Origin of the sequence: Bacillus sp. FJAT-27245 (genome assembly GCF_001273955.1) — a bacterium.
In the GTDB taxonomy this organism is placed as follows: domain Bacteria; phylum Bacillota; class Bacilli; order Bacillales; family Cytobacillaceae; genus Bacillus_D.
On sequence record NZ_LIGI01000001.1, the window covers coordinates 388,906 to 413,357 of the forward strand.

Sequence of the window (24,452 nt, forward strand, 5' to 3'; positions counted from 1 at the left end):
GATTTTACAAAAAACAGCAGAAAAGGGAGGAAGCGTTTGGGCTCCTCCCTTTTTAAATGAACAAAAATCAGTGGGCACCGCTTTTCGAGAGATGCATCCTCCGTGTAACGGCCAATAATGTCAGCCCGCTAACTAGCAGCAATGCGCTTGTCACAACGAAGACTGAAGCATATCCCAGGCTGCCCGCAAGGAATCCGCCCAGTACAGGGCCGACGATATTCCCAAGAAAGCGCAGGCTTGTATTGTAGCCGAGCACTTCCCCTTGAATGGCAATGGGTGCTTCCTGCCGGATATAAGCCATCCGGACAGGGATGATCCCGCCGGTCGTTATGCCTAGCCCGAACCGGATGAGGACGAGCTGCCAAACCTCCGTGACAAACGCTCCCAATGTATAGATGGCTGCTCCTGATAAGAGAAGGATGATCAGGATGTTCAAATACCCTTTCCGGTCGGCAAGGTCGCCCCATTTTCTCGCCATCATCAAATTTCCGACTCCAGCCGCCGAGAAGGCAAGCCCTGAGATGAAGGCGAGATTTTCGGGCCCGTGCAATTTGCTGACGAAGAGCGCCAGGATTGGCTGGATGCTGAAAAGGGCAACCTGGATCAGCATCGAAATGAACAGGACCGTTGCAAGGGCAGGGTTCCCGATGATGTGCTGGATAACTTCGAGTCTTGTATAATACGTTTTTTTATTTTCTTTCGTTGTGAGTTTATGTTCCCGGGCTGAAAAAATCAGGATGACCGAAATCAGGATGATCGCTGATGTTCCTTTAAACGTAAGAGCGTAACCGAACGAATCGGCCAAAAAACCGCCAATCAGCGGGCCGAGCAGAGTGCCGGCAATGCTTCCGGTCTGCAAAGTACCCAAAACCCGCCCCGCCATATGCTTCGGAGTCTGGGTTGAAATGAACGCTTGGGTGATGGAAACCATACCTGCGAAAAAACCCATAAACAGGCGGAGGGTGAAAAGCTGCCAGACAGTTTCGACAACCCCCATTAAGAAAAGGGAGACCGACATGCCCATCCCGAGGGTGATTAAAATCCTTTTCCTGCCGTACCGGTCCCCGAGCCTGCCGAGAACCGGAGAGAAAAAGAATGCGGTCACGAATGTTGCCGCAAACGTAATACCCGCCCAGTGCTGGACGTAGGTTTCCGAGAAGTTCCCCAGTGTATTTATATAAAGGGAAATAAACGGGAGGACCATGGTCATGCTGCCGCCAACAAAAAAATTCGAAAACCACATAATCATTAAATTCCGTTTTAGCAAACTTTGTTCATCCAAGCTGGAATCACTTCTTTCCGGATGCAGTTTTTAAGGTGAATAGATAGGGGTATGTATCCCAATTAACGGGCACCCCGTCATGATGTGCAGTTTCATCAAAAATGATGAAAAATGCATGAATCCTATCAAAATTCAGGGGCAATTTATTTCGCTTCCCTAAATATAATACCAGAAAGATTCATCCATTTAAACCCATCGGCATCGTCCTTTCCTCCGGCTTTTAAAAATTATCTTTTCAGTTTCATGGGTAAAAAGTATATAATAACTAGAACTATTTACGTCATTATGGAGTGGTTAAGTATGGAAAAACAGCGCAGTGAACTATATGGCGTAATGGAAGTTTGCCTGAACGCAGGAAAAGTCATGCTTCAAAGCGGCGCTGAAACGTACCGTGTCGAGGATACAATGACCTGGATAGCGTCGTCATTCGGTATAGAGAAATCACACAGTTATGTTATTCCCACCGGGATTATTTTTACAGTGGATGACGGTGACAGTGGGCCTGGCATTACTAAGCTGATCCGTATTTCACAGCGTTCCACGGACTTGCAAAAAGTAACGCTCGTCAATGCCGTTTCAAGAAGAATAAGCAATGGAGAAATCGGCCTTGAAGAGGCTGCGAAACTTATTAGGGATATTGATGCGATGAGCCAAACATTTCCAATCACTTTGCAAACCGCGGCTGCCTCGTTCGCAAGCGGCTGCTTTATCATTATGTACAATGGAGTCTGGCTAGATTTTTTTCCTGCGCTAGTAGCAGGGGCCCTTGGTTTTTTAGCAGTTTTCTATACACAAAAAATCGTGCCAATCAAGTTTTTCGCGGAGTTTTGCGGGTCGTTGGTTATCGGGATTGTTTCATACTTGTTTGTGTATGCGGGATTGGGAGTCCAGCTCGATAAAATTATCATCGGCTCGGTCATGCCGCTTGTTCCGGGGCTGCTGTTGACGAATGCTGTCCGGGATTTGATCGCGGGCCACCTCGTTGCTGGGATTTCAAAAGGGGCGGAGGCTGCTTTGACCGCTTTTGCCATTGGGTCGGGCGTAGCCATTGTTCTGATGTTAGTATAAAAAAAGGGGGCATTACAATTGGAAATGATCGAACAGCTCATCATGAGTTTCCTTGCGACAGCGGCTTTTGGCATCCTCTTCAATGCCCCCCGTAATTCACTTTTAAAATGTGGATTCGTCGGGATGACCGGCTGGCTCGTTTATTATTATTTGGAAAAACACACCTCCAATGTCGTTTCAGCTACCCTCGCAGCGGCGTTTGTCGTCGGGTTTATCAGCCATATGCTAGCCAAGCAATACCGGGGTCCGGTGATTATATTTAGTGTTGCCGGAATCATCCCCCTTGTTCCCGGCGGAACGTTCTATAATGCCATGCGCCATTTTGTGGTCATTGACTACAATTCCGCTTTAAGCCTTGCAGGAAGGGCTTTCCTGATTTCCGGTGCCATCGCGATGGGGCTTGTTTTTTCTGAAGCTTTGAATCATATATACAGGCATGTAAATTCTTCGAAAAGATAATGGTGAAGGACAATTTTTTATTTTCTATAAAGAGCCTTTTTCTGAAAATAATTGCCTCCCCGGAAAAAGATGAATTCAATGCAATGTGGCATCAAGGAGAGCTACATCTAATTTATACAAAATTAGATGGATGAACTGTTAAACTAATAGATTTTTGAAGCTTGGTTAAATAACTTTGAAAACAGCTTGGCGGAATGGTTAGGTCCATTCAACCCTTCGCTGTAGAATAAAGAAAATCTTTTCCGCCCTTTGGGGTGGAATTTTTTTTTGATGGGGATTGACCTAACTAATGGCATTAGTTATTATTTAACTAATACCATTAGTATAGGGGTGATAACTTATGAAAATGACAAAGGAAGGGGCACTTTATCAACTGGCCTTCTTGCCCAGGGTTTTTCCGGTAAACTGCTATCTCGTCGAGGAGGATAAAGGTCTGACACTTGTTGATGCGGCTTTGCCGTATAGCGCGAAGGGTATACTTGAGGCGGCCGGCCGGATTGGCAAGCCGATTACAAAAATCGTCCTTACGCATGCCCATGAGGACCATGTCGGCGCGCTTGATTCGCTAAAAGCCGCATTGGCAAATGTTCCTATTTATATTTCCGGAAGGGATGCGCGGTTGATGGAAAATGACCGGAGCCTGGATGGGCACGAGAGCCAAGCACCGATTAAAGGGGGAGTACCGAAAAAGCTTATGGCAAGGCCCGACATTCTTCTTGAAGATGGAGAGCGGATCGGTTCGTTACAGGCAATTTATGTCCCGGGACATACGCCCGGTTCCATGGCTTTTTTGGATGTCAGATCGGGCTCCCTCATAGCTGGTGATGCATTCCAGACACGGGGAGGAATCTCTGTTGCTGGTGACTTAAGGCCTTTGTTCCCTTTCCCGGCTTTTGGAACGTGGTGCGGGAAAACAGCTCTTGAGAGTGGAAGGAAGCTAGCCTCATTGAAACCAAGTATTCTCGCATGCGGTCATGGAAAGTTGCTGAAGGAACCCGTACGGGAAATGGAAAAAGCAATTAGCCGGTTTGAACGCCGGATCGAAAAAGGAGTGTAGAAAATGTCGCCAAGGCCCAAAATTGCTCTCGACATTGACACGATTATTCGCACCGCGGCCGAATTGGCGGATCGAAAAGGCTTCGAGGAAGTGACCCTGGCCAATCTCGCTAAGGAATTGAAAATCAAGCCTCCATCCCTCTATAACCATATTGATGGCCTACCCGGACTGAAAAAGGAACTGGCCATTTATGGCATAAATAATCTCTATGAGGTGTTGAAGGATTCCAGGAAAACACTTTTGGAAAAGGATGCTGTTCTGGCATTAAGCCTCGGTTATGTCGGCTTTGCCAGGAAACATCCCGGATTGTATGAGGCGACCTTCAATGCCCCAGATCCCACCGACCCGGAAGTACAGGAAGCCGGGAGTAAAATTGTCGGGCTCGTCCTTGAAAGCCTCGAATCAATCCCGTTAGGGGAGGAGGAAGCCCTCCATGCGGTCCGGGGGTTGAGGAGCATGATCCATGGCTTCTGTTCCCTGGAACAAAAAGGGGGCTTTGGCTTAAATCTTAGCCTCGATACAAGCCTTTCTTTTATGGTAGAAGCTTTTGTGGCGGGAATTTCCAGCAGAAGGAAATGAATTGGGGCTATATAGATTGTTTTCCGGGAATAAGGTTGGAACAGGGAAAATATTGTAGCGGTTGTCCACTCGTGTTAAAATTTAGATAATTTGAAATGCTGGCTGCGTTTTTTCGCGTAGCCTCTGGAGGGGTGGGCAGCATGGCGGTTTTTACAGAAAGATATTTTACAATGAACGAAAATCAAGCCATTGAATATGCTAAGACAAAGTTGGGACTTTTTCCGACGAAAGCTGATTTATCATGCAAGGAAATAGGCGATGGAAATTTGAATTATGTATTCCGTGTTGTTGACGGAAACAGCGGAAAATCGATCATCATCAAACAAGCCGGTCCCGTTGCGAGGATATCGGATGAATTTAAGTTATCCCCTGACAGGAACCGGATTGAAAGCGAAATTCTTTCGCTCCAGGATAAGCTAGCCCCTGGGTTTGTGCCGAAGATGTACCACTATGACCCAATCATGAATTGCTGTGTGATGGAGGATTTATCCGACCACGAAATTATGCGCAGCGCCCTCATGAAGCATAAACAATTTCCATTGTTTGCCGATCACATATCGACGTTCATGGCCCAAACCCTTCTGCTGACAACGGATGTAGTGATGGGGCATAAAGAGAAAAAGGAACTTGTAAAATCATTCATTAATCCCGAGCTTTGTGAAATTTCGGAGGACCTTGTCTACACCGAACCGTTTTATGATTGCCCGAGGAACGATGTATTTCCAGGTTCCAGGGATTTCGTAAAGGAATTTATATGGGAAGACAAAAAACTGGCCCTTGAAACGGCAAAGCTTAAATTTGAATTCATGGCAAATGCTCAATCGCTCATCCATGGAGACCTTCATACAGGATCAATTTTTATAAAAGAAGATTCAACAAAAGTGATTGATCCGGAATTCGCCTTCTATGGTCCGGCTGGGTATGATGTCGGCAATGTCGTGGCCAACCTGATTTTTGCCTACGTGAACGCCATGTTTACCGGCCCTTCAGTACAGGTTGAATACCTGGAACGGACCATATCCGAAGTGATCGACCTGTTTAAGGAAAAGTTCTTGGCGTTATGGGAAGAGAAGGCAGTCGAGCGGACCGCCCGCTATGAAGGGTTCAAGGAGTATTATCTGGATTCGATTTTGCGGGATACTGCGGCGGTAGCGGGCCTGGAGCTATGCAGGCGAATCATCGGGCTCGCCCATGTAAAGGACATTACAACGATTGATCAACCTGAAACACGGGTGATGGCAGAAAAAATCTGCCTCACTGCCGGGAAGGAATTTATCCTGAACCGACAATCATTTAAAACTGGTCACGATTTTGCGAGAACCATCCGCGAAAGTGCGGCTGTGATTTCCAAATAAAAAGGTTGCTCCATTGTAGTGGGGAAATAATGATTCAGGCATCCGCGGTTTAAGCGGATGTTTTTTTGTGGTTAAAGGAAGCACGTTTGGTGCAAATCCTGAATGCGTGCCAGCCAAACCAGCTTTTGGGTTCACGTAAACCCCGGGTTAGGGACAGCGAACAACCATACTCCAGTTTAGAAGCGGTTCCATACATTCCAGTTGAGTGAAGCACAGCTTCAAAACCCGGTTTATACTTCACCCAAATCACGGATGAGTGAAGTTTCCTTCTATACTTTAGCCCTCAATGCCCTTGCCAGATTCTGTCGAAACCCGCGCCAGGCAAGCATTTGAAATAAAATTGTAATTTATTGGAGGGTTAATGGACAACCTACAGGGGTAATTAAACGTTGTATCAACCTTTAAAGGAGGAAGATCAATGGATAAACGAGTAGTTGGTGTTTTTGACAACGGAGATGAAGCGGTTAGAGCGATTGAGGATTTGAAAGCACAAGGCTATGACAGGGATGCAATTTCTGTAGTTGCAAGAGACAGAGACGACATTGACGACATACATGATGAAACAGGCACGAAAACAGAGGAAGGATTGGCGACAGGAGCGGCGACTGGCGGAGTGCTCGGAGGCCTGGCCGGCTTTCTTGCAGGTGTTGGTGCGCTGGCAATTCCGGGCGTTGGCCCTATTCTTGCGGCGGGCCCAATTGCAGCCACATTGACGGGGGCAGCTGTCGGAGCCGGAGCTGGCGGTTTGACTGGTGCATTAATTGGCATGGGTATTCCGGAAGACGAAGCGGACCGTTATGAAAGGGATGTAAAGTCTGGTAAAATCCTTGTCCTTGTTGATGAAGACGGGAAAAATCTAGGATACGATCGGACAGGCGCGGTGACCGGAAATACGAATGAATGGTCCGGCAGCACAACGATGGATGACCCAACAATGAGAACGGGCAATGAATTCGGAACCGGGACGGTTGATGCGAACTATGATACCCTGGGTGGAAACCTGAATACCCGTGACGATCGATCGGGAAATCCGACAAACTGGAACGATGATTCCGCGAGCGGCATGATGTCTGGCGGCGCCTCGGTAGGAAGGTCAAGCATGATGGATGACTATCCTGTCGGCTCTGATGACATGGCCCGTGGCAATGCGTCACTTCGAAACAGTGATACCGGGACATCGGATCCATCCGCGATTAACCAGAATACCGCAGGAGCTGCTTTTGGAACCGATGAAGATACGGTTATGGGCGGCGCCGGCGGAAATTCAACGATGGGAACTGGCGGCAATACGACTATGGGCGCAGGCACCGGCTATAACGCAGGGCTTGGAACCGACCCGAATTTTGCCAATACGCCAAATGCCAATCCTGAATCAACGATGGGCGATTCGATGATCAGCAATGATCCATTCCGTGGAACGGATGACACGCTGAGGGAAACGAATAAGAATCGCGACAGCTTCGATGACAGGTTCAGGGGCGAAGGAAGGGACAGCACAAAACGCTAAAGGTGCGCTAAAATAGCAAAAGGCAGGGAATGTGGCGACATTCCCTGCCTTTTTTGAGTTTGCGGCGGCATAAATAGCGCCGTAATCCGCGCGATGAGCCCAAAGAGCTTCGCGCCATATCAAGTAACTTGCAGCTTGTTGCAAGGTAATAATTAAAGTTAGGATTGTTTAACGTGAACAATCAATTTGCCGCGGTTCAATATTCCACCTGGTTGTTTAAACCTAAACGACGCAAGCCCTGCCTCTCTTACATCCTTGCGGCTCCGAAGCCGCTCCAGTGTGAATAAGTCTTTCTATATAAAACAATAGCAGAATGCCAGTCTACATTACTTTGCAATCCGCACGTTCAAGTTACTCGATCAAACAATTATTAATAATAACATGTTAAAATAAGAATGTCAACAAACTTTTTGTTAATAAAATTTTCGCTTAATGATTTAAAAAAATGGAAAAAAGCAGTATGATTGATTTGCAAGAATATTTAGATTTCCGAAGTATTGCAAAGGTACTGGCCTCCGGTACCGCAGCTTGGGATATATCCATTCAGGCAGGTGGCAGACGGTGTCAAAAATCTTTTCTTTTCTAAAACCATACCGAATCCATATGGCAATCGCGCTAGTCCTAATGCTCGTCGAATTGATCGTCGAGCTGTGGCAGCCATTGCTGATGGCAAGAATCATTGATGAAGGCGTCATGAAAAAGGATTTGAACCTCGTCCTGCAGGGCGGGGCAATCATGCTCGGGGTTTCGGCGCTTGCATTTGCGGCGGGAATCCTTAATTCATTTTACGCGGGCCATGCCAGCCAAAGCTTTGGCTATGATGTGCGGAAGGCACTTTTTGAAAAAGTCCAATCTTTCTCCTTCGCAAATTTTGACCGGTTTTCAACGTCATCCCTTGTCACGAGGATGACGAATGATGTAACGATGATCCAAAATACGGTGTTTATGAGTTTGAGGATCATGCTCCGGGCTCCGCTCCTCATAATCGGCGGGCTTGTGATGGCAATGGTGGTCGATCTGAAACTTGGTTTGATCCTTGCCGGTGTCACGCCATTCCTCATCGTTTTCCTCGCATGGGCGATGACGAAAGCGCGCGGCTATTTCCTGATGATGCAAAAAAATCTTGACCGGGTCAATTCGGTACTAAGGGAAAACCTGACCGCGATGAGGCTTATCAAAGCTTTTTTACGCGGCAGGCACGAGATTGGCCGATTTAAAGAAGCAAATGGCCACCTCAAGGAAAAAACCGTTTCCGCTTTCAGGCTGATTGAATACTCGACCCCTGTGCTCATGCTGGCCATGAATGCGGGAATCCTTGCCGTGCTTTGGTTTGGCAGCTTTGAAGTCAGCGCCGGCAAAATAAAGGTAGGGGAAGTCGTCGCAATCATCAACTATGGAACGAGGATTACATCGGCCCTTTCAATTGTTTCAATGATTATCATGATTTTTTCAAGGGCAAGGGCATCGGGGCAGAGGATTGCCGAAGTGTTTGATACGGAGGTTGACCTCGTGGATGCTCCATTGCCGTACAAAGAAAAGGCTGTTCCTAATGGGAAAATTGAATTCAAATCCGTTTCATTCCGGTACCCGGGAACGAATACGCCGGTTCTTGAACATGTATCGTTTACGGCCAAGGCTGGTTCTACTGTAGCCATCCTCGGCGCCACAGGTTCGGGCAAGACTTCTTTATTCCAGTTGATTCCCCGGCTCTATGATGTGACGGATGGTGAAATCCTGATTGATGGAATGGATATCCGCAAAATGAAGCTGGAAACACTGAGAAGGCAAATCGGCTATGTGCCGCAGGATGTCCTTCTTTTTACAGGAACGGTTGCGGAAAACATCTCCTGGGGCAAGGAAAACGCCACTGAACAAGAGATTACCGAGGCCGCAATGAATGCCCAGATCCACGAGTCCATCGAAAACTTCCCGGAGGGCTACCAGTCGAGGATCGGCCAAAAAGGTGTTAACCTGTCAGGCGGCCAGAAGCAGCGGATTTCAATTGCCAGGGCTCTTGTCAGGAAGCCAAAAATCCTTCTTCTTGACGACAGTACTAGCGCACTGGATCTGAAGACTGAAGCCAATCTTTTGAAGGCCTTGAAAAAATACAAATGCACAACCCTGATTATTACACAAAAAATTTCCACCGCGATGAGCGCCGATTCCATCCTTTTGCTTGAGGACGGAAAGATTAAGGCGGCCGGGACCCACGCGATGCTAATGAGGACAGAGCCGCTTTACAGAAGAATTTACGAAACCCAGCTTGAAGAGGAGAACAGATTATATGCTGAAGGTATTAACTAGGCCTTTTATGTATCCGAAGCCGGTCCTAAAGGCAAAAGGAGCACCTGAGCCCAAGAAAAAGGCTAAGGCAAAAAACTGGGCGGGCACGATTAAACGATTATGGGACTATCTGTCTGTAAAAAAAGGCGGCATCACACTCGTCCTGTTCCTCGTCATCCTTAGCACCGGACTATCCCTTCTCGGACCGATACTCATAGGGAGGACCGTTGACCACTATATTGTTACGAAGGAAACAGCGGGGCTTCCGCTTTTGCTTGCTGGAATCCTCGGGGTCTATCTATTGTTTTCACTCTCAAGTTTCCTGCAGGGCTATCTGATGATCGGGATTGCACAGGATACCGTATCTAGGCTTAGAACAGATTTGTTCAGCCACCTTCACAGGCTGCCAATCTCCTTTTTTGACAAAAGGCAATCGGGTGAGCTGATGAGCCGTGTGACGAACGACATTGAAAACGTCAGCGCGACACTGAACAGTTCGGTCATCCAGATTTTTTCAAGCGTCCTCATGCTTGTCGGAACAATCTCCGTCATGGTTTGGCTGAGCCCGCTATTGACGCTGATCTCGCTAATTATTGTCCCGCTTATGTTCCTTGGCATGAAATGGATTACGAACCGGACGGGGATCTTATTCAAAGAACAACAACGGAACCTTGGAGAAATTAATGGATACATTGAGGAGACAATTTCCGGCCAGCGTATTGTCAAAACCTTTTCGCAGGAGCAGAAAGCCATTGAAGCTTTCCTTGAAAAAAATCGCAGGTTAAGGCAGTCGGGCTTTTGGGCGCAAACCTTTTCCGGGTTCATTCCGAAACTCATGAATGTCCTGAACAATGTCAGCTTTACGATTATTGCGGCAATCGGCGGAATTTTCGCTTTGAATAAAATGATTACCATTGGCGTTATCATTATCTTTGCCGAGTATTCCCGCCAGTTTACAAGGCCCTTGAACGATTTGGCGAACCAGTTCAACACGCTCCTATCCGCCGTCGCGGGTGCGGAACGGGTATTTGAAATTTTGGATGAAGATGCCGAATCGACCGATGAATCCGGTGCCATTGAACTGGAAGAAGTAAAGGGCAAGGTGGAATTCCGTAATGTTTCTTTTTCATATGAAAAAGAAGGGAATACAATCAGGGATGTTTCATTCCTGGTCCATCCCGGGGAAATGGTCGCGCTGGTTGGCCCGACGGGTGCCGGAAAATCAACGATCATCAATCTGCTATCACGTTTCTATGACCCTGATAGCGGAGTGATACTGATTGATGGGCAAGATACATCCTCTGTTAAAAGAAAAAGCCTCCGCAGCCATATGGGCTTTGTGCTCCAGGATTCCTTCCTGTTCGAAGGGCCGATTTTGGAAAATATCCGCTATGGAAGGCTTGATGCGACCGATGAGGAAGTAGTTGAAGCTGCGAAAATGGCCAATGCGCATTCTTTCATCGAGAAAATGCCGGAGGGTTATCATACCGTCCTGAAACAAGATGGAAGCGGGATTTCGCAGGGACAAAAACAGCTCTTATCAATTGCCAGGGCGATACTGGCCGATCCGTCCATTTTAATTTTGGATGAAGCGACAAGTTCAATCGATACGATTACAGAATTGAAAATCCAGGATGCGCTTGGAAGGCTAATGGAGGGAAGGACCAGCTTTGTTATTGCCCACCGTTTAAACACAATCCGAAATGCGGATAAAATTATAGTCCTTCAAAACGGGGAGATCATCGAGGAAGGGAACCATGAGTCCCTTTTGCGGAATAAAGGATTTTATTATGAACTGAATAATAATCGAAACTAGGCTGGCGGCTCATTTAACCGTCAGCCTTCTGTTTTTTTGCTTTCATTTTATGCCTTAGAATCCTTTAAAAATACATACAAATCAAGAGTTTGCCATATTAGTCGAAAAATACTATTAGATTATTTCAAATAGTGTGACAAAAATAGTTGTTTAAGCCATAATATTATTTTATAATTCAGAAAGAAACAACAATTCAGAAACACGCGAGGGGGATGTTTGTGAACGATTTTGTTAACGCGTTAAGTGGTTGGCTATGGAGTACACCAATGATCGTATTTTGCCTAGGGGTGGGGCTATACTTTTCATTGCGTACTCGCTTTCTTCAAGTCAGGCATATAAAAGACATGGTAGTACTGATGTTCAAAGGGAAGAGCTCGGATGCGGGGGTTTCATCGTTTCAGGCGCTATCTCTTGCTTTGTCCGGACGTGTAGGAACAGGGAATATTGCGGGAACTGCAACAGCCATCGCTATGGGCGGGCCTGGAGCGGTATTCTGGATGTGGGCGATTGCATTCATCGGTGCCGGAACGGCGTTCGTTGAATCGACACTCGCGCAGATATACAAGGTTAAGCAGGACGGGGAGTACCGCGGGGGGCCGGCTTATTACATCGAAAAGGGCATGGGGATGAAATGGTACGGAATCCTGTTCGCAATTTCCGCTCTGGCAGCCATGAGCTTCCTGATGCCGGGAATCCAATCCAATTCCATTGCAATCGGAATCGAAAATGCTTTTAAAGTGGACAGGGCAATTACAGGGGCAATCATTGTAATTATTCTTGGTGCAATCATTTTTGGGGGAGTAAAAAGGATTTCAATGGTAGCCTCTTATGTGGTTCCTTTTATGGCGCTCGGCTACATTCTTGTATCCCTTTACATTGTCGCAATTAATTTTACAGAAGTACCAGCTGTTTTCTCATTGATATTCAGAAGCGCGTTCGGCGCGGATGCGGCGTTTGGAGCGCTGCTTGGATTGGCAATCCAATGGGGCGTTAAGCGCGGGATTTATTCCAACGAAGCTGGACAGGGGACAGGCGCGCACGCAGCAGGTGCTGCCGAAGTATCCCACCCGGCAAAGCAGGGGCTTGTCCAAGCTTTCTCGGTTTACATTGATACGTTATTCGTTTGCTCGGCCACAGCTTTCATGATTCTTTTTACAGGCATGTACAACACATTTGGAACGGATGGTAAGACATTTATTATGGAAAAACTGCCGGGAGTCGAAGCAGGCCCGGGCTTTACACAGGCGGCTGTTGATACGGCATTGCCTGGTTTTGGCGCAGGATTTGTTGCGGTTGCCCTGTTCTTTTTTGCCTTTACTACGATTATGGCATACTACTATATCGCGGAAACGAACATTGCCTACCTGACAAGGGGCATGAGCAGCAAATGGCCGATGTTTGTGCTGAAAATTGTTTTAATGGCCTCAACATTTTATGGTGCAGTTAAAACCGCAAACCTTGCCTGGGCGCTCGGGGACGTCGGCCTCGGCATCATGGTATGGCTCAACCTGATTGCCGTAGTGATTCTGGCCAAGCCGGCACTGATGGCGCTGAAGGATTACGAGGCCCAGAAAAAAGCCGGGCTTGACCCTGTATTCAACTCCAAGAAGCTTGGCATCAAAAACGCCGAGTATTGGGAAGATGGTTACAACTCGACAGAAACTGAAAAAGTTTCATAGGTTGGTTATTTGAACGGGATGCCATGCATCCCGTTTTTTCGTGCCTGGATGAAGCCCATATGTCGTTTTTTAGGGGAATTGCTAAGTAATTGTCGGACGAAAAATAGGGAGTAAATGAAGGATTGGCTAGAGATTTGTCGTAAAATAAATATAACAGAAATAGTCAATTGGGAAATTGGGTGTATAAGATGATCGAGGAAAAGCTTCTTCTTCAGGCTCTGCTGATTTTGGCCCCTGTACTCCTGTTCAGCCTACTGCCTGAAAACAGGCGCCTGGAGAATAATAGTTTAATTTTTGGCGTATTCCAGGCTGGCGCAGCTTTTTTATGTGTTGTGTTTTCATATAATTTTGAAGGATTTCATTGGGATTTGCGGTTTGTCCCTTTTGTACTTGCCCTCCTCTATGGCGGGCCGGGAGCGGGCTTGATTGTGTTCGTCGTCATTCTTATTACGAGGACCTTTATTGGCGGCGAAGCTGTTATTTACAGTTATTTCACAAGCATCGCTACGGTGGTTTTCGCAATCTTCTGGTATAAAAAGTTTTGGTCATACACTCCTTCAAAACGGATAAAACTGGCTGTCCTTGGGAGTGGTTGGTCCATTTTCTTTTGTTTTGGCATGTTTGCGACTTTCCGGGCTCTTGCCGGGAAACCTTTGGATAAGGACTTGATTTTTTCAACGGATATCCTCTTGTTTGGAGTCATCAGTATTGTGGGGATTGGCTTTGCCGCGAGATTGATTGAGGAGATTATTGAGAGGGAAAAAATGAGGGACGATATTTTAAGAAGCGAGAAACTAAACACGATGGGAGAACTAGCCGCCTCTTTTGCCCACGAGGTAAGGAATCCTCTTACGGTTGTAAAGGGGTTTATGCAGCTTATGCACCAAAATGAAACCGGCAAAAACCATGAATATCTTACCCTTGCCTTAAGTGAAGTGGGGCGCGCCGAAATGATCCTTAGCGATTACCTGAATTTTGCAAAGCCGCAGTTTCATAAAATTGAAGAATGCTGCTACCATGAAGTACTCTCGGAAATCATTGCCCTCCTTAACCCTCTCGCCGCCAAAGGAGGAGTTGCACTGGGGGGGAGGCTGTCAAAAGACCTTCTGAAAATTGCCACAGACCGGAACCAGCTGAAACAAGCAATAGTCAACCTTGTGAAAAATGCCATCGAAGCCACTCAGGACGGAGGTTTGGTCTCCGTCAGGCTTTATGGTAAAGATGGCCAGGCGGTTATTGAAATTATCGATAATGGCAGGGGAATGACAAAAGAACAGCTTTCCAGGATTGGTACACTTTTTTATACGACAAAGGAGAGAGGGACCGGCCTGGGGACTTGCGTTTCTTTACGGATCATCAATGAAATGGGCGGGCGTGCCTTTTATTCAAGTGAATTGGAAAAGGGGACAAAGGTGACGTTGCTTATGCCAATAAGCAAAAAGAGCTGCTCCCTCCAACCCCAGTCGAGATTGGAAGTAGCAAAATAAAAACGATTTTAAAAAGGTTTTTGCCGTTTAGGTGAAAACCTTTTTATTATGTGAATATAAGGAATTAAGGGATGGGATGGCACGGAGAACATTGATAAACAGGAAAGCTATTGGAAGTTTTGGTAAGAATTTATCTTAAATTATTTTTCGGAAATTATTGAATTGATAGTGAAATGGTTATAATATGGCTTTATGACTTTTTCTTGGGAATTAATTTCAGAAAATTCCTAACGTTCACCGAGGGGGACATCATGAGTTTATTTCGAAAGAAATCAATTGAACAGCTACTATTGGAAGCTGGAAAAAAAGAAATCAAGCTTAAAAAGGACCTGGGAGCCTTTGATTTATCCATGCTTGGCATCGGTGCGATCATTGGCACGGGCATCTTTGTACTGACAGGAGTGGCGGCTGCTACCCATGCCGGGCCAGCACTTATCATTTCGTTTATCTTATCGGGGCTTGCCTGTGTGTTTGCCGCGCTCTGCTATGCTGAATTCGCCTCAACCGTACCGGTATCCGGAAGTGCGTACACATATAGTTACGCGGCATTCGGCGAACTTATCGCCTGGATTCTTGGCTGGGTTTTAATATTGGAATATGGACTGGCATCATCGGCAGTCGCGAGCGGATGGTCCGGGTATTTCCAAGGATTGCTGGCAGGATTCGGCATTCATATTCCAACCGCCATTTCAAGCGCATACGACCCTGCGAAAGGAACATATATAGATGTACCGGCTATTTTTATCCTGTTGCTGATTACCTTGCTTTTGACACAGGGAGCCAAGAAGTCCGCACGTTTCAATGCCATAATGGTGTTCATTAAACTGGCTGTCATTCTGCTGTTTATTGCCGTAGGCGCATGGTATGTCGAGCCGGCGAACTGGACCCCGTTCATGCCATTCGGTTTTTCCGGGGTGACAACGGGCGCGGCTACTGTGTTTTTTGCCTACATTGGCTTTGATGCGGTTTCGACTGCAGCGGAAGAAGTAAAAAATCCGCAGCGGAATATGCCAATTGGAATTATTGTTTCCTTGCTTGTATGTACGGTCTTATATATTGTCGTTTCGCTTATTTTGACCGGAATTGTTCCTTATGATCAATTGAACGTAAAAAATCCAGTCGCATTTGCCCTGAACTATATCCATCAGGATTGGGTGGCCGGCTTCATTTCTGTTGGTGCCATTACAGGCATTACAACCGTTCTCCTGGTCATGCTGTACGGACAGACCCGCCTTTTCTACGCTATATCAAGGGACGGGCTTCTTCCAAAGGTCTTTTCAAAAGTTGACAAAAAGAAACAAACACCGGTCGTTAACTCCTGGATTACATTCGTGATGGTTGCTATATTCGCTGGGGTTGTCCCGCTGAACAGGCTTGCCGAACTGGTTAACATCGGGACATTGTTTGCCTTTATGACTGTGTCAATTGGCATTCTGTATCTCCGCAAACATCACGTGCCAACCGGAAAAGGCTTCCGTGTACCTTTCGTGCCGGCCATTCCGATCATGGCGTTCCTGTTCTGCGGCTACCTTGCCACCCGGCTCCCGGCGGCTACCTGGAAAGGGTTCCTGACCTGGCTGGCAATCGGGCTTGTTGTTTATTTTATCTATGGCAAAAAGCATTCGGTATTAAATAATTCCAACCCAAGCGGCCGAGAGTAACTTCGGTTGAACAAGCATGAAAGAGGCCTGAAATTGGGCCTCTTTTTTTTTGCGTACATGTGACTTATTGAATATCCCTAGCGTCTAACCGAATGAAATGCGAAAAATGACGAATTTTGGGGTTTTTTTAAAATATGCAATTAATTTTGCTGGAAAAGGTGGTAATATAAAGGAGGGATAAAGTTTTAATTTAAGGGAGACAACCAATGACCGAAAAATTGCAAGACGAGAGAATGGTTTCAGAAGAAGTAAAGGCGCTTAAGATTTTTTTCTATCTCTTTTATCCTACTTTTATTGGAGTGGACCTATTTTTATTCCTTGCTTATAGGGGAACCAAATCTTCAGCCCATTATTTGATAAATCCTTTGGAGGTTGAATGGTACTATTTGATTGTTTTGGGGTTGCTTCCATTATCAATATACTGGATTAAAAAGTATTCTCCTTTTTTAGTAAAATATTTGTTTTTTATTTGTTTTTCAATTGTTGACTTTAACTATATAGTTTATTCTTATCTGAACTCTCCCAATAACATTTTAAGCTCGAATTTTGTTGAGCTTGTATTCATTTTGCTTATTCCAATTTATGTGAATAAAAGATTTTTCTGGGTCGTTTCCATTATGACAATGATTAAATATTTGTTCTTGGGATTGGTTCTTCAAACCACGGAGGCATTTGTACCAATAGCTCTATACATGGTTGTATCTTTTATAACCTATATTATATTGAATCGATATTCATCATATTTAAATGCCATTACAGAAGTATATGAAGAATTAAGGCAAAATGAAAAGCTGGTTGGAATTGGACAGATGGCTACAGGGATTGCGCATGAAATTCGGAATCCTTTAACAGCATTGAAAGGATTTATTCAGCTCCAGCAAGAGTCATCGAACCAAAAGGATTACTCTCTGATCATGAATCAGGAAATTGACAGGCTGACTACAATCGTAGACGACCTGATGATTTTGGGGAAACCAAAAAACTCCCCATTTGCAAAAATTGACTTAAAGGGAATAGTTGATTATGGCCTTTCAATTGCCATGCAATTTGCAAGGGGAACAAGGATTACATTTATTAAGGAATTCGATGCAAATCCCGCCTTAATAAATGGCGATGAAAAGCAACTTAAGCAGGTTATCATCAATTTGGTTAAAAATTCAATTGAATCAATGCCCGAAGAAGGAACAATTAAAATTTCTCTTAAATCGTTTGATGAAAAACAAATCATCCTGTCTGTCGCAGATGAAGGATTTGGGATACCAGAAGAACACATAAGGAAGCTATGCGATCCTTTTTTTACAACAAAAAAGGACGGTACCGGCTTGGGACTTATGGTAACAAATCAAATTGTGGAAGATCATGGKGGGAAAATTGAAATAGAAAGTAAGTTATATACAGGAACAAAAATTGACATCTTATTTCCGAAGTTACAATAAAAGGACATTTTTTTATAAAAAACTACGCATTTTTAAGAAAATTTCTATCATTATACATAATTAATCCATAAGAGGTATGTATTGATAGTAGAAATTGTTTTATAATGTATGAGATATCTTATAAAATGGCAAAAAAACTAGATATTAGTAATCGAACTAGGAAATGGACTTTTACTTGCGAGGTATATACATGCAGAAACCTATTTACCAAACTTTACTGAATGAGGAACAGAGATCCTTAAAGTGGTTTATCGCTCTATTTTATATAATTTCGCTATCCTTTGATCTTTTTTATGACTTGGTTGTTCCAAAATATATATCATCTGACGGGGACTTTATTTCTTCTGTTTTAGGGTATTGGATTTATATATTTTTGTTCGCATTGATTCCAATTGCAATTTATTTAATCAAACAGAATAAGGCCTATTTGGTTAAATATGTATACTTTATTACTTACACATTATTAAGCTTAATAAATGATATTGTAACATTTGTGGGAAGCCCAGAGCTTTTTAAAAGCGGAAACCCCGTGGAAGTGTTTTGGTTATTATTAGCCCCGATTTTTGTGAGTACTCCTTTTTTTATTCTCGTTCTTTTGGGGTTAATGGCTAAATACCTTATAGCGGGGATTGTTATTCAAGCTCCGAACGCCTTTTTTGCATTGATGCTGATTGGAGTATTGGCTGTTTTATCTTATATACTATTAAATAGATTTCAGTCTTATGTAAATGCTGTAAAAACCTCTTATGACCAACAACTTGTGGGAATAGTTAAAGGAGTTATTTCAACACTGGAACTTAAAGACCCATATACTCGAGGCCATAGTGAGAGAGTAGCAAACTATGCATTATTAATGGCAAAGGAATTGGGGAAATTCTCAAAAGACGAACTTAAGACTTTTAATTATGCCTGTCTACTTCACGATATAGGAAAAGTGCATATTCCAGACCATATTTTAATGAAACCGAGTGCACTTACAAGAGAGGAATACGAAATTATCAAATCTCATCCAGAAGTGGGTGAAAGGGCCGTTTCTAATGTAGATGGTCTTCAAGGAAGCATTTCTGTTATCCGTTCACATCATGAACGATGGGATGGCAAAGGGTATCCTGATCAACTGAAGGGACTTGAAATACCATATTTAGCTAGAATAACTGCAATTGCTGATGCGTTTGATGCGATGACCAGTTCCAGGTCATATAGGGCAGCTTTGTCGGTTGAGGAAGCTTACGAAAGGATCCTAGAAGGAAAAGGTACCCAATTTGATCCTGAGTTGGTGGAGGTATTTGAAAAAATCTATCCTACTTGGAAAGAGATTCATAAAGAGTACAATTCCAAACCAGTTGGAAAGTTTTCAAACTTAAATATAGTTTAAAAGGGAGGTGAGAATATGAAAATTCGCAAGTTGAAAAAGGTTAAGGCTACAGCTATACCTTGCTGGTGGTGTTTCTGGTTATAATATGTGAAGAGGAGGATGCATATTTCGCTATGTATCCTCTTATTTAATTTCTAAAGGTGAAAAAATGAAAATTAATATATACACAAGGATGGAACTAAGACCTGTCATTATAAGAAGAGATAAAAAAAACTTCATAGTTGAAGATGAGTACAGCGGTGAATTCTACGAGATGCCTAGCCCGGCTATTGATGCAATAAAGATGATTAATCAGGGATATCCTCTAGTAGATATAGAACTGCAATTAAGAGCGGAATACCCAAACGAAGATATCAACATTTTGGATTTTGTAAATCAGCTAATAGGGCTTGGTTTGGTTAGTAAGGTTGACGGAGAAGAAATTTCTATACAAATAGATAAGAAGGAAAACCTCGGTTTCACATGGATTCCAGCTTGGGTTGGTAAAATGGCATTCAATCGAGGGAGTTACATCTTGTTTGGACTTCTTTTCCTATTGAATATTTTTTATTTCATTGTGAAACCGGATCTTTTTCCAAATTATAAGGATTATTTTGTGTTTTCTTGGATGTCGCTGAATGTTCTGCTTTGGATTGCAATAGGAATGACGCTCTTAATCATTCATGAAATTGGGCATGTTTTAGCCATGCGGTCCAATGATTTACCGACTCGCTTAAGTATAGGGCATAGGCTAATGTTTTTGGTACTAGAGACCAATATGGAGGGTGCGTGGAAGCTTCCCTCAGGAAAACGTAATGTTCTCTATCTAGGCGGCCTTTGTTTTGATATGACAATTCTTGCAATAGCCTTATCAACTCAATATTTTTATCCAAAAGCCCCCGAATTACTTCTAGCAATCATGAGGATTGTGGTAATAGATATATTTATCCGCTTTATCTTCCAGTGTGGAGTCTATATGAAAACCGATTTATATTACATGATTGAGAATATATCTGGTAGTTATAACCTTATGGAAAATGCTCATCACTACATAAAAAGCTTTTTTAAAAAAGAAGCAAGAAAGGCGGGGGAGACTGCCTATGAGGATGAGAAAAGGACGATTAAGTGGTATAGTGTCATCTACTTCCTGGGAGTGATTTTAACCATTATGGTCTTTGCTTTCTACTCCGTCCCACAGATTATCATGACAATGAGCCGTTCCATTGAAAGGCTCGGCAGCCCAATATTCTCACAACCTTTCTTTGATGGGTCGATTGTTTTGATTCAAACACTGACAGGGTTGAGCCTCCTCCTCTACTCCTGGAACAAAAAGTACCGACTCAAAAAAGAATAAGTGATTTATGCCATTTCGGATTATGAGCCGGAATGGTTTTTTTTGTGCCATGAAGATGCCAGTGTGTCAGCGATATTGCCCCTTAATCGCCCCTTTGTGTCTAATCTTTGTCAGATTCGTAGGAACTAAGGGGATTTCCCCCCGAGGATGGGGGAATCCCCTTATTCAGATGGAGAGCCGGTTTTTCTTACAATGGGAGTAACAAAAGAATGTGCGATTTTTTAAGGAGGAACTCCCATGCAGGCAAAACTTGAAACTGTAAAAAAACCTGGCCGGTCTGTAAACGATGCTTTTGCATCTCATTTTGCAAAGTCGATGTTTCTGGCGGTAAGCGGCCTTGTCATTCTATCTTTCATTGGTACGAGAATGTTTACCCACGTTGATTTGAATCTTTACGGATATATGGTAGGGACGATTGTTTTCCTGGGCGGATTTTTCTACCGGTTCATCGCCTGGGGAGAACGGCCACCGACAAAGATTTTTATTAAAAAGGGAATCAAGCTTCTTTTTAGAAAAACGACTCCTAAAACGGCTACAGAGCAGCTAGTCACATACCGGTTCATCTGGAACCGCGGCCTGTACCGCTGGACACAGCATATCATGATGGGCTGGGGTTGCGTGATTGCCATCCTTGTAACTTTCCCGCTTGTTTTCGGATGGATGTACTTTACGATGGCGGACAATGGCATGTATACAATCGTCCTTATGGGAATGAACATCATGACGGTTCCGGCTGATGGTTTTATCGCGTTTTTATCGTATAACGCCCTGAATATTTCGGCGTTCATGGTTATCACTGGCGTTTCAATGGCGCTGTACCGCCGCCTGAAGAATATGCAGGCCCGCGCAGAGCAGACATTCATCTACGATTTCCTGCCGCTCTACCTTCTGCTGTTTGTGTCAATTACGGGTCTTGCCCTTACGTTTATCAACATTGCGCTGCACGGCTTCGGCCATCAGGTTATGTCACTGATTCATCAGTATTCGGTTATTGTTACGTTGATTTACCTCCCGTTCGGAAAACTAGCCCACATTCCATTCCGTCCGCTGAGTGTGTTTGCAAGAAACTACCGTGAGCATTATGCGGAGCAGGCCACAAAGGAATGCAAGGTTTGCGGAACAGGGTTCGTTTCCGTTGAACAATCAAATGATGTTATCGATGTGCTAGGAATGAACAATATGGAATTTGCGTCAAAAGAAGGCTTCCAGCTTGCCGAGCTCTGCCTTCCGTGCCGCCGGAAATACCGGATCGCCCAGTTTTCGGGAATTGCGACCCACCAAGTGAAAGTCAAGGAGGCCAACCAGAATGCAAAAGGTTGAGTTCAGGAACGAACGGGATAAATTTTTCAAGGAAGTTGAAAACCTCACGCATCCGAATGAAACGCTCGTTAAAACGCATTGCAGCTATTGCGCGATGCAGTGCGGGATGAACCTGAGGGTAAATACAGCAACCAATAAAATCATCGGTGTTGAGCCTCGCTATGACTGGCCTGTAACGGTAGGCAAAATGTGCCCGAAAGGCGTGACCGCTTACCAGCAGGTCAACCATCCGGACCGGATTCTAAAGCCTTTGATTCGCGATGATAAGTCCTTGAAGGGAACGAAGGAAGGCTTCCGCGAAGCATCCTGGGATGAAGCGTATGACCTGATCGTAAAAAAATTCAAAAGTCTCCAGGATGAATACGGAAAAGATAGCCTGTCCGTATATGGCGGCGTTTCGATGACGAACGAAAAATGCTACCTGACAGGAAAATTCGCCCGTGTCGCCCTTCAGACAAGATATATCGATTATAACGGCCGTTTCTGTATGTCGAGCGCGGCTGGCGGCTTGAACCGTTCTTTAGGGATTGACCGGGGATCGACTGTTCCGTGGACGGATGTACATGAAACAGACTGCCTGTTCCTTGCCGGAAGCAACACCGCCGAGTGCCACCCGACTTCAATGTTCCGCGTCTGGAACGTACAGGAACGGGGCGGGTACCTGATCATTGCCGACCCGCGTGAAACACCGATTGCGAGGAGGGCGGATGTCCATCTTGACTTGAAGCCGGGGACGGACCTTGCGCTTGCAAACGGCATTGTGAATTTATTAATCCAAAACGGCTATGCCGATGAGGAATTCGTAAATAACCACACGAACGGGTTTGCTGAACTGAAGGAACTCGTAAAGGAATTCACTCCTGAATACACAAGTGAACTAACTGGCGTAGCCCCGGAAAAAATCATCCGCGCTGCCGAGCTGTTTGGAAAGGCCCCGGATGCGATCGTCATGTTCGCCCGCGGGATTGAGCAGCAGCAGAAAGGCGTCGACAACGTTTCCGCCTATGTGAATATCTCACTTGTTACTGGTAAAATCGGACGGCCGAAGTCAGGCGTCGCAACGATTACGGGGCAGGGCAACGGGCAAGGCGGCCGGGAGCATGGGCAAAAGGCTGACGCGCTTCCTGGATACCGTAAGCTTGCGAATCCTGAGCATGTTAAGGAAGTAGCGGAAGTATGGGGAATTAAACCGGAGGAAATGCCTCTCCCGGGCGTTTCCGCTTATGAAATGTTCGGCCTAATGGAAAATAAGACAATCCGGGCACTATACCTGCTTTGTTCGAATCCGGCCGTATCCGCGCCGAACCTGAATTATGTAAGGGAACAAATGAAGAATCTTGATTTCATGGTCTGTGTCGACTTTTATATGTCCGAATCGGCTGAATTTGCCGATGTCATCCTGCCGACAACTACTTGGGCGGAGGACGAAGGAACGACAACGAATGTTGAAGGCCGGATTATTAAAATAAACCGCGCCCAGGAGCCGCTTGGGGAATCAAAGCCGGATTGGAAAATCCAAATCGAGATTGCCGAGCGGATGGGACGGGGACAATATTTTTCCCACCTGAAGACCCCGCTTGATATATTCAATGAATTGCGCCGTGCTTCAAAAGGCGGAATTGCGGATTACTCCGGGGTAACGTGGGAAAAGATCGAAAAACAGGATGGGGTTTTCTGGCCTTGCAAGAGCGAGGACGACCCTGGGACACCGCACTTGTTCCTCGATAAAAAGTTCTACCATCCGGATGGAAAGGCAAAGCTTTTCGCCCTTCCATATACACCGCCGGCCGAGGAGCCGAATCAGGAATTCCCGCTTCGCCTGACGACCGGACGTGTTGTGTACCATTATCTATCAGGCAACCAGACTAGAAGAATTCCATTTTTGCACGATATGTGCCCGGATCCTTTCGTCGAGGTCCACCCGGAAACAGCTGCGAAGTATGGCATCGAGCATGAGGAACGGGTTCTCCTTTATACCCGCCGCGGTGAAGCGGTCTATCAGGTAAAGATAACAGAAGCAATCCGGAAAGATACGGTCTTTGTCCCATATTCATGGGGGCATGAAAAGTCTATCAATCTATTAACAATCCCGGCGCTTGACCCGATTAGCAGGATGCCGGAATTTAAGGCGTGCGCCGCGCAAATCAAGAAGGTGCAAGCCGCAAATCACGAAATGAAGAAGGTGCACTAATGGATAAGAGGCTGTATATAGAACTAGAAAACTGTATAGGATGCCGCTCATGCCTTGCTGCTTGCACACAGTGCGGCGGGCATGAAGAGCGGAACCGGAACTACGTTTATGACGTGAATCCGCTTGTCGACCGGCAGACGATGCCTCTTATGTGCCTTCACTGCGTGAACCCGGCATGCGCGAGAAGCTGCCCGGCCCAGGCCATCCAGATCCATGAAACGGGCGCGGTCCTTTCCGCCCTCGTCGAGAAATGCATCGGCTGCCAAAACTGTACGATCGCCTGCCCATACGGCATCCCGAAATTCGATACGGAGCAGAACCTGATGTACAAATGCGACCTCTGCATCGATCGCTCGAAGGACGGCATCCCGCCAATGTGCGCGAGTGTCTGCCCGACGAACACGCTGCAGTGGCTGACCGATGAGGAAATCGATTCGAAGAGAAAGCAGTTCAATCTGGATAATGGCGGCAAATGGGTGACTAGCTTGCCGTACCTTGAAGGCGAAACAAACGTCAAAGTGAACCTGCCTGGCATCCTGCAGGGCGTCACGAAATTGTTTTAGG

General features: G+C 45.3%; 17 protein-coding genes and 1 pseudogene. 17 read left to right on the forward strand and 1 reads right to left on the reverse strand.

What is annotated here, in order from left to right:
* Nucleotides 1-67: 67 nt before the first annotated feature.
* Complete coding sequence (locus ADU24_RS01850) at nt 68-1,267, reverse strand: MFS transporter (RefSeq protein ID WP_442853732.1); 1,200 nt, start codon at nt 1,265-1,267, stop codon at nt 68-70.
* Nucleotides 1,268-1,582: 315 nt separating this feature from the next.
* Here ADU24_RS01850 and ADU24_RS01855 point away from each other — a divergent pair, with 315 nt between their 5' ends.
* The 17 genes and pseudogenes from ADU24_RS01855 (at nt 1,583) to ADU24_RS01935 (ending at nt 24,451) form a co-directional block, all read left to right on the forward strand.
* Nucleotides 1,583-2,350, forward strand: a complete 768-nt coding sequence (locus ADU24_RS01855; protein WP_053365039.1) for a threonine/serine exporter family protein — start codon at nt 1,583-1,585, stop codon at nt 2,348-2,350.
* An 18-nt stretch (nt 2,351-2,368) separates the two neighbouring features.
* Nucleotides 2,369-2,809 carry a threonine/serine exporter family protein gene (locus ADU24_RS01860; protein WP_156324489.1) on the forward strand — a complete coding sequence of 147 codons (441 nt, stop codon included), beginning with the start codon at nt 2,369-2,371 and terminating at the stop codon, nt 2,807-2,809.
* Nucleotides 2,810-3,149: 340 nt separating this feature from the next.
* Nucleotides 3,150-3,866 (forward strand): MBL fold metallo-hydrolase, encoded by a 717-nt coding sequence (locus tag ADU24_RS01865; RefSeq protein WP_053365040.1) that lies wholly within the window; start codon nt 3,150-3,152, stop codon nt 3,864-3,866.
* Between the two features lie 3 nt (nt 3,867-3,869).
* The gene (locus ADU24_RS01870; RefSeq protein ID WP_053365041.1) at nt 3,870-4,445 is read left to right on the forward strand and encodes a TetR/AcrR family transcriptional regulator; all 576 of its coding nucleotides are present in this window, start codon (nt 3,870-3,872) and stop codon (nt 4,443-4,445) included.
* Between the two features lie 140 nt (nt 4,446-4,585).
* The gene (gene mtnK, locus ADU24_RS01875; protein WP_053365042.1) at nt 4,586-5,800 is read left to right on the forward strand and encodes an S-methyl-5-thioribose kinase; all 1,215 of its coding nucleotides are present in this window, start codon (nt 4,586-4,588) and stop codon (nt 5,798-5,800) included.
* 418 nt (nt 5,801-6,218) lie between these two features.
* Nucleotides 6,219-6,641 (forward strand): annotated as a pseudogene (locus tag ADU24_RS23480) (general stress protein); the annotation flags it as partial.
* Between the two features lie 1,227 nt (nt 6,642-7,868).
* Entirely contained in the window at nt 7,869-9,611 is a 1,743-nt protein-coding gene (locus tag ADU24_RS01885; protein ID WP_053365044.1) for an ABC transporter ATP-binding protein, read from the forward strand.
* Nucleotides 9,592-11,406 (forward strand): ABC transporter ATP-binding protein, encoded by a 1,815-nt coding sequence (locus ADU24_RS01890; protein WP_053365045.1) that lies wholly within the window; start codon nt 9,592-9,594, stop codon nt 11,404-11,406. Before ADU24_RS01885 ends, ADU24_RS01890 begins: the two co-directional genes overlap by 20 nt.
* A 218-nt stretch (nt 11,407-11,624) precedes the next feature.
* Nucleotides 11,625-13,085, forward strand: a complete 1,461-nt coding sequence (locus ADU24_RS01895; protein ID WP_156324490.1) for an alanine/glycine:cation symporter family protein — start codon at nt 11,625-11,627, stop codon at nt 13,083-13,085.
* Nucleotides 13,086-13,273: 188 nt separating this feature from the next.
* The gene (locus ADU24_RS01900) at nt 13,274-14,572 is read left to right on the forward strand and encodes an ATP-binding protein (RefSeq protein ID WP_053365047.1); all 1,299 of its coding nucleotides are present in this window, start codon (nt 13,274-13,276) and stop codon (nt 14,570-14,572) included.
* Nucleotides 14,573-14,823: 251 nt separating this feature from the next.
* Nucleotides 14,824-16,233, forward strand: coding sequence for an amino acid permease (locus tag ADU24_RS01905; RefSeq protein ID WP_053365048.1), 1,410 nt, complete (start codon nt 14,824-14,826; stop codon nt 16,231-16,233).
* Nucleotides 16,234-16,439: 206 nt separating this feature from the next.
* Nucleotides 16,440-17,669: an ATP-binding protein gene (locus ADU24_RS01910; RefSeq protein WP_053365049.1), complete on the forward strand. Its 1,230-nt coding sequence runs from the start codon at nt 16,440-16,442 to the stop codon at nt 17,667-17,669.
* 190 nt (nt 17,670-17,859) lie between these two features.
* Nucleotides 17,860-19,044: an HD-GYP domain-containing protein gene (locus ADU24_RS01915; RefSeq protein WP_053365050.1), complete on the forward strand. Its 1,185-nt coding sequence runs from the start codon at nt 17,860-17,862 to the stop codon at nt 19,042-19,044.
* A 148-nt stretch (nt 19,045-19,192) separates the two neighbouring features.
* Nucleotides 19,193-20,377 (forward strand): hypothetical protein, encoded by a 1,185-nt coding sequence (locus ADU24_RS01920; RefSeq protein ID WP_053365051.1) that lies wholly within the window; start codon nt 19,193-19,195, stop codon nt 20,375-20,377.
* Nucleotides 20,378-20,614: 237 nt separating this feature from the next.
* Nucleotides 20,615-21,697 (forward strand): hypothetical protein, encoded by a 1,083-nt coding sequence (locus tag ADU24_RS01925; protein WP_053365052.1) that lies wholly within the window; start codon nt 20,615-20,617, stop codon nt 21,695-21,697.
* Entirely contained in the window at nt 21,684-23,888 is a 2,205-nt protein-coding gene (locus tag ADU24_RS01930; protein WP_053365053.1) for a molybdopterin oxidoreductase family protein, read from the forward strand. Before ADU24_RS01925 ends, ADU24_RS01930 begins: the two co-directional genes overlap by 14 nt.
* On the forward strand, nt 23,888-24,451 hold the full coding sequence (locus ADU24_RS01935) for a 4Fe-4S dicluster domain-containing protein (protein ID WP_053365054.1): 564 nt from the start codon (nt 23,888-23,890) through the stop codon (nt 24,449-24,451). The genes ADU24_RS01930 and ADU24_RS01935 overlap by 1 nt, the downstream gene beginning before the upstream one ends.
* The last annotated feature ends 1 nt before the right edge of the window (nt 24,452 follow it).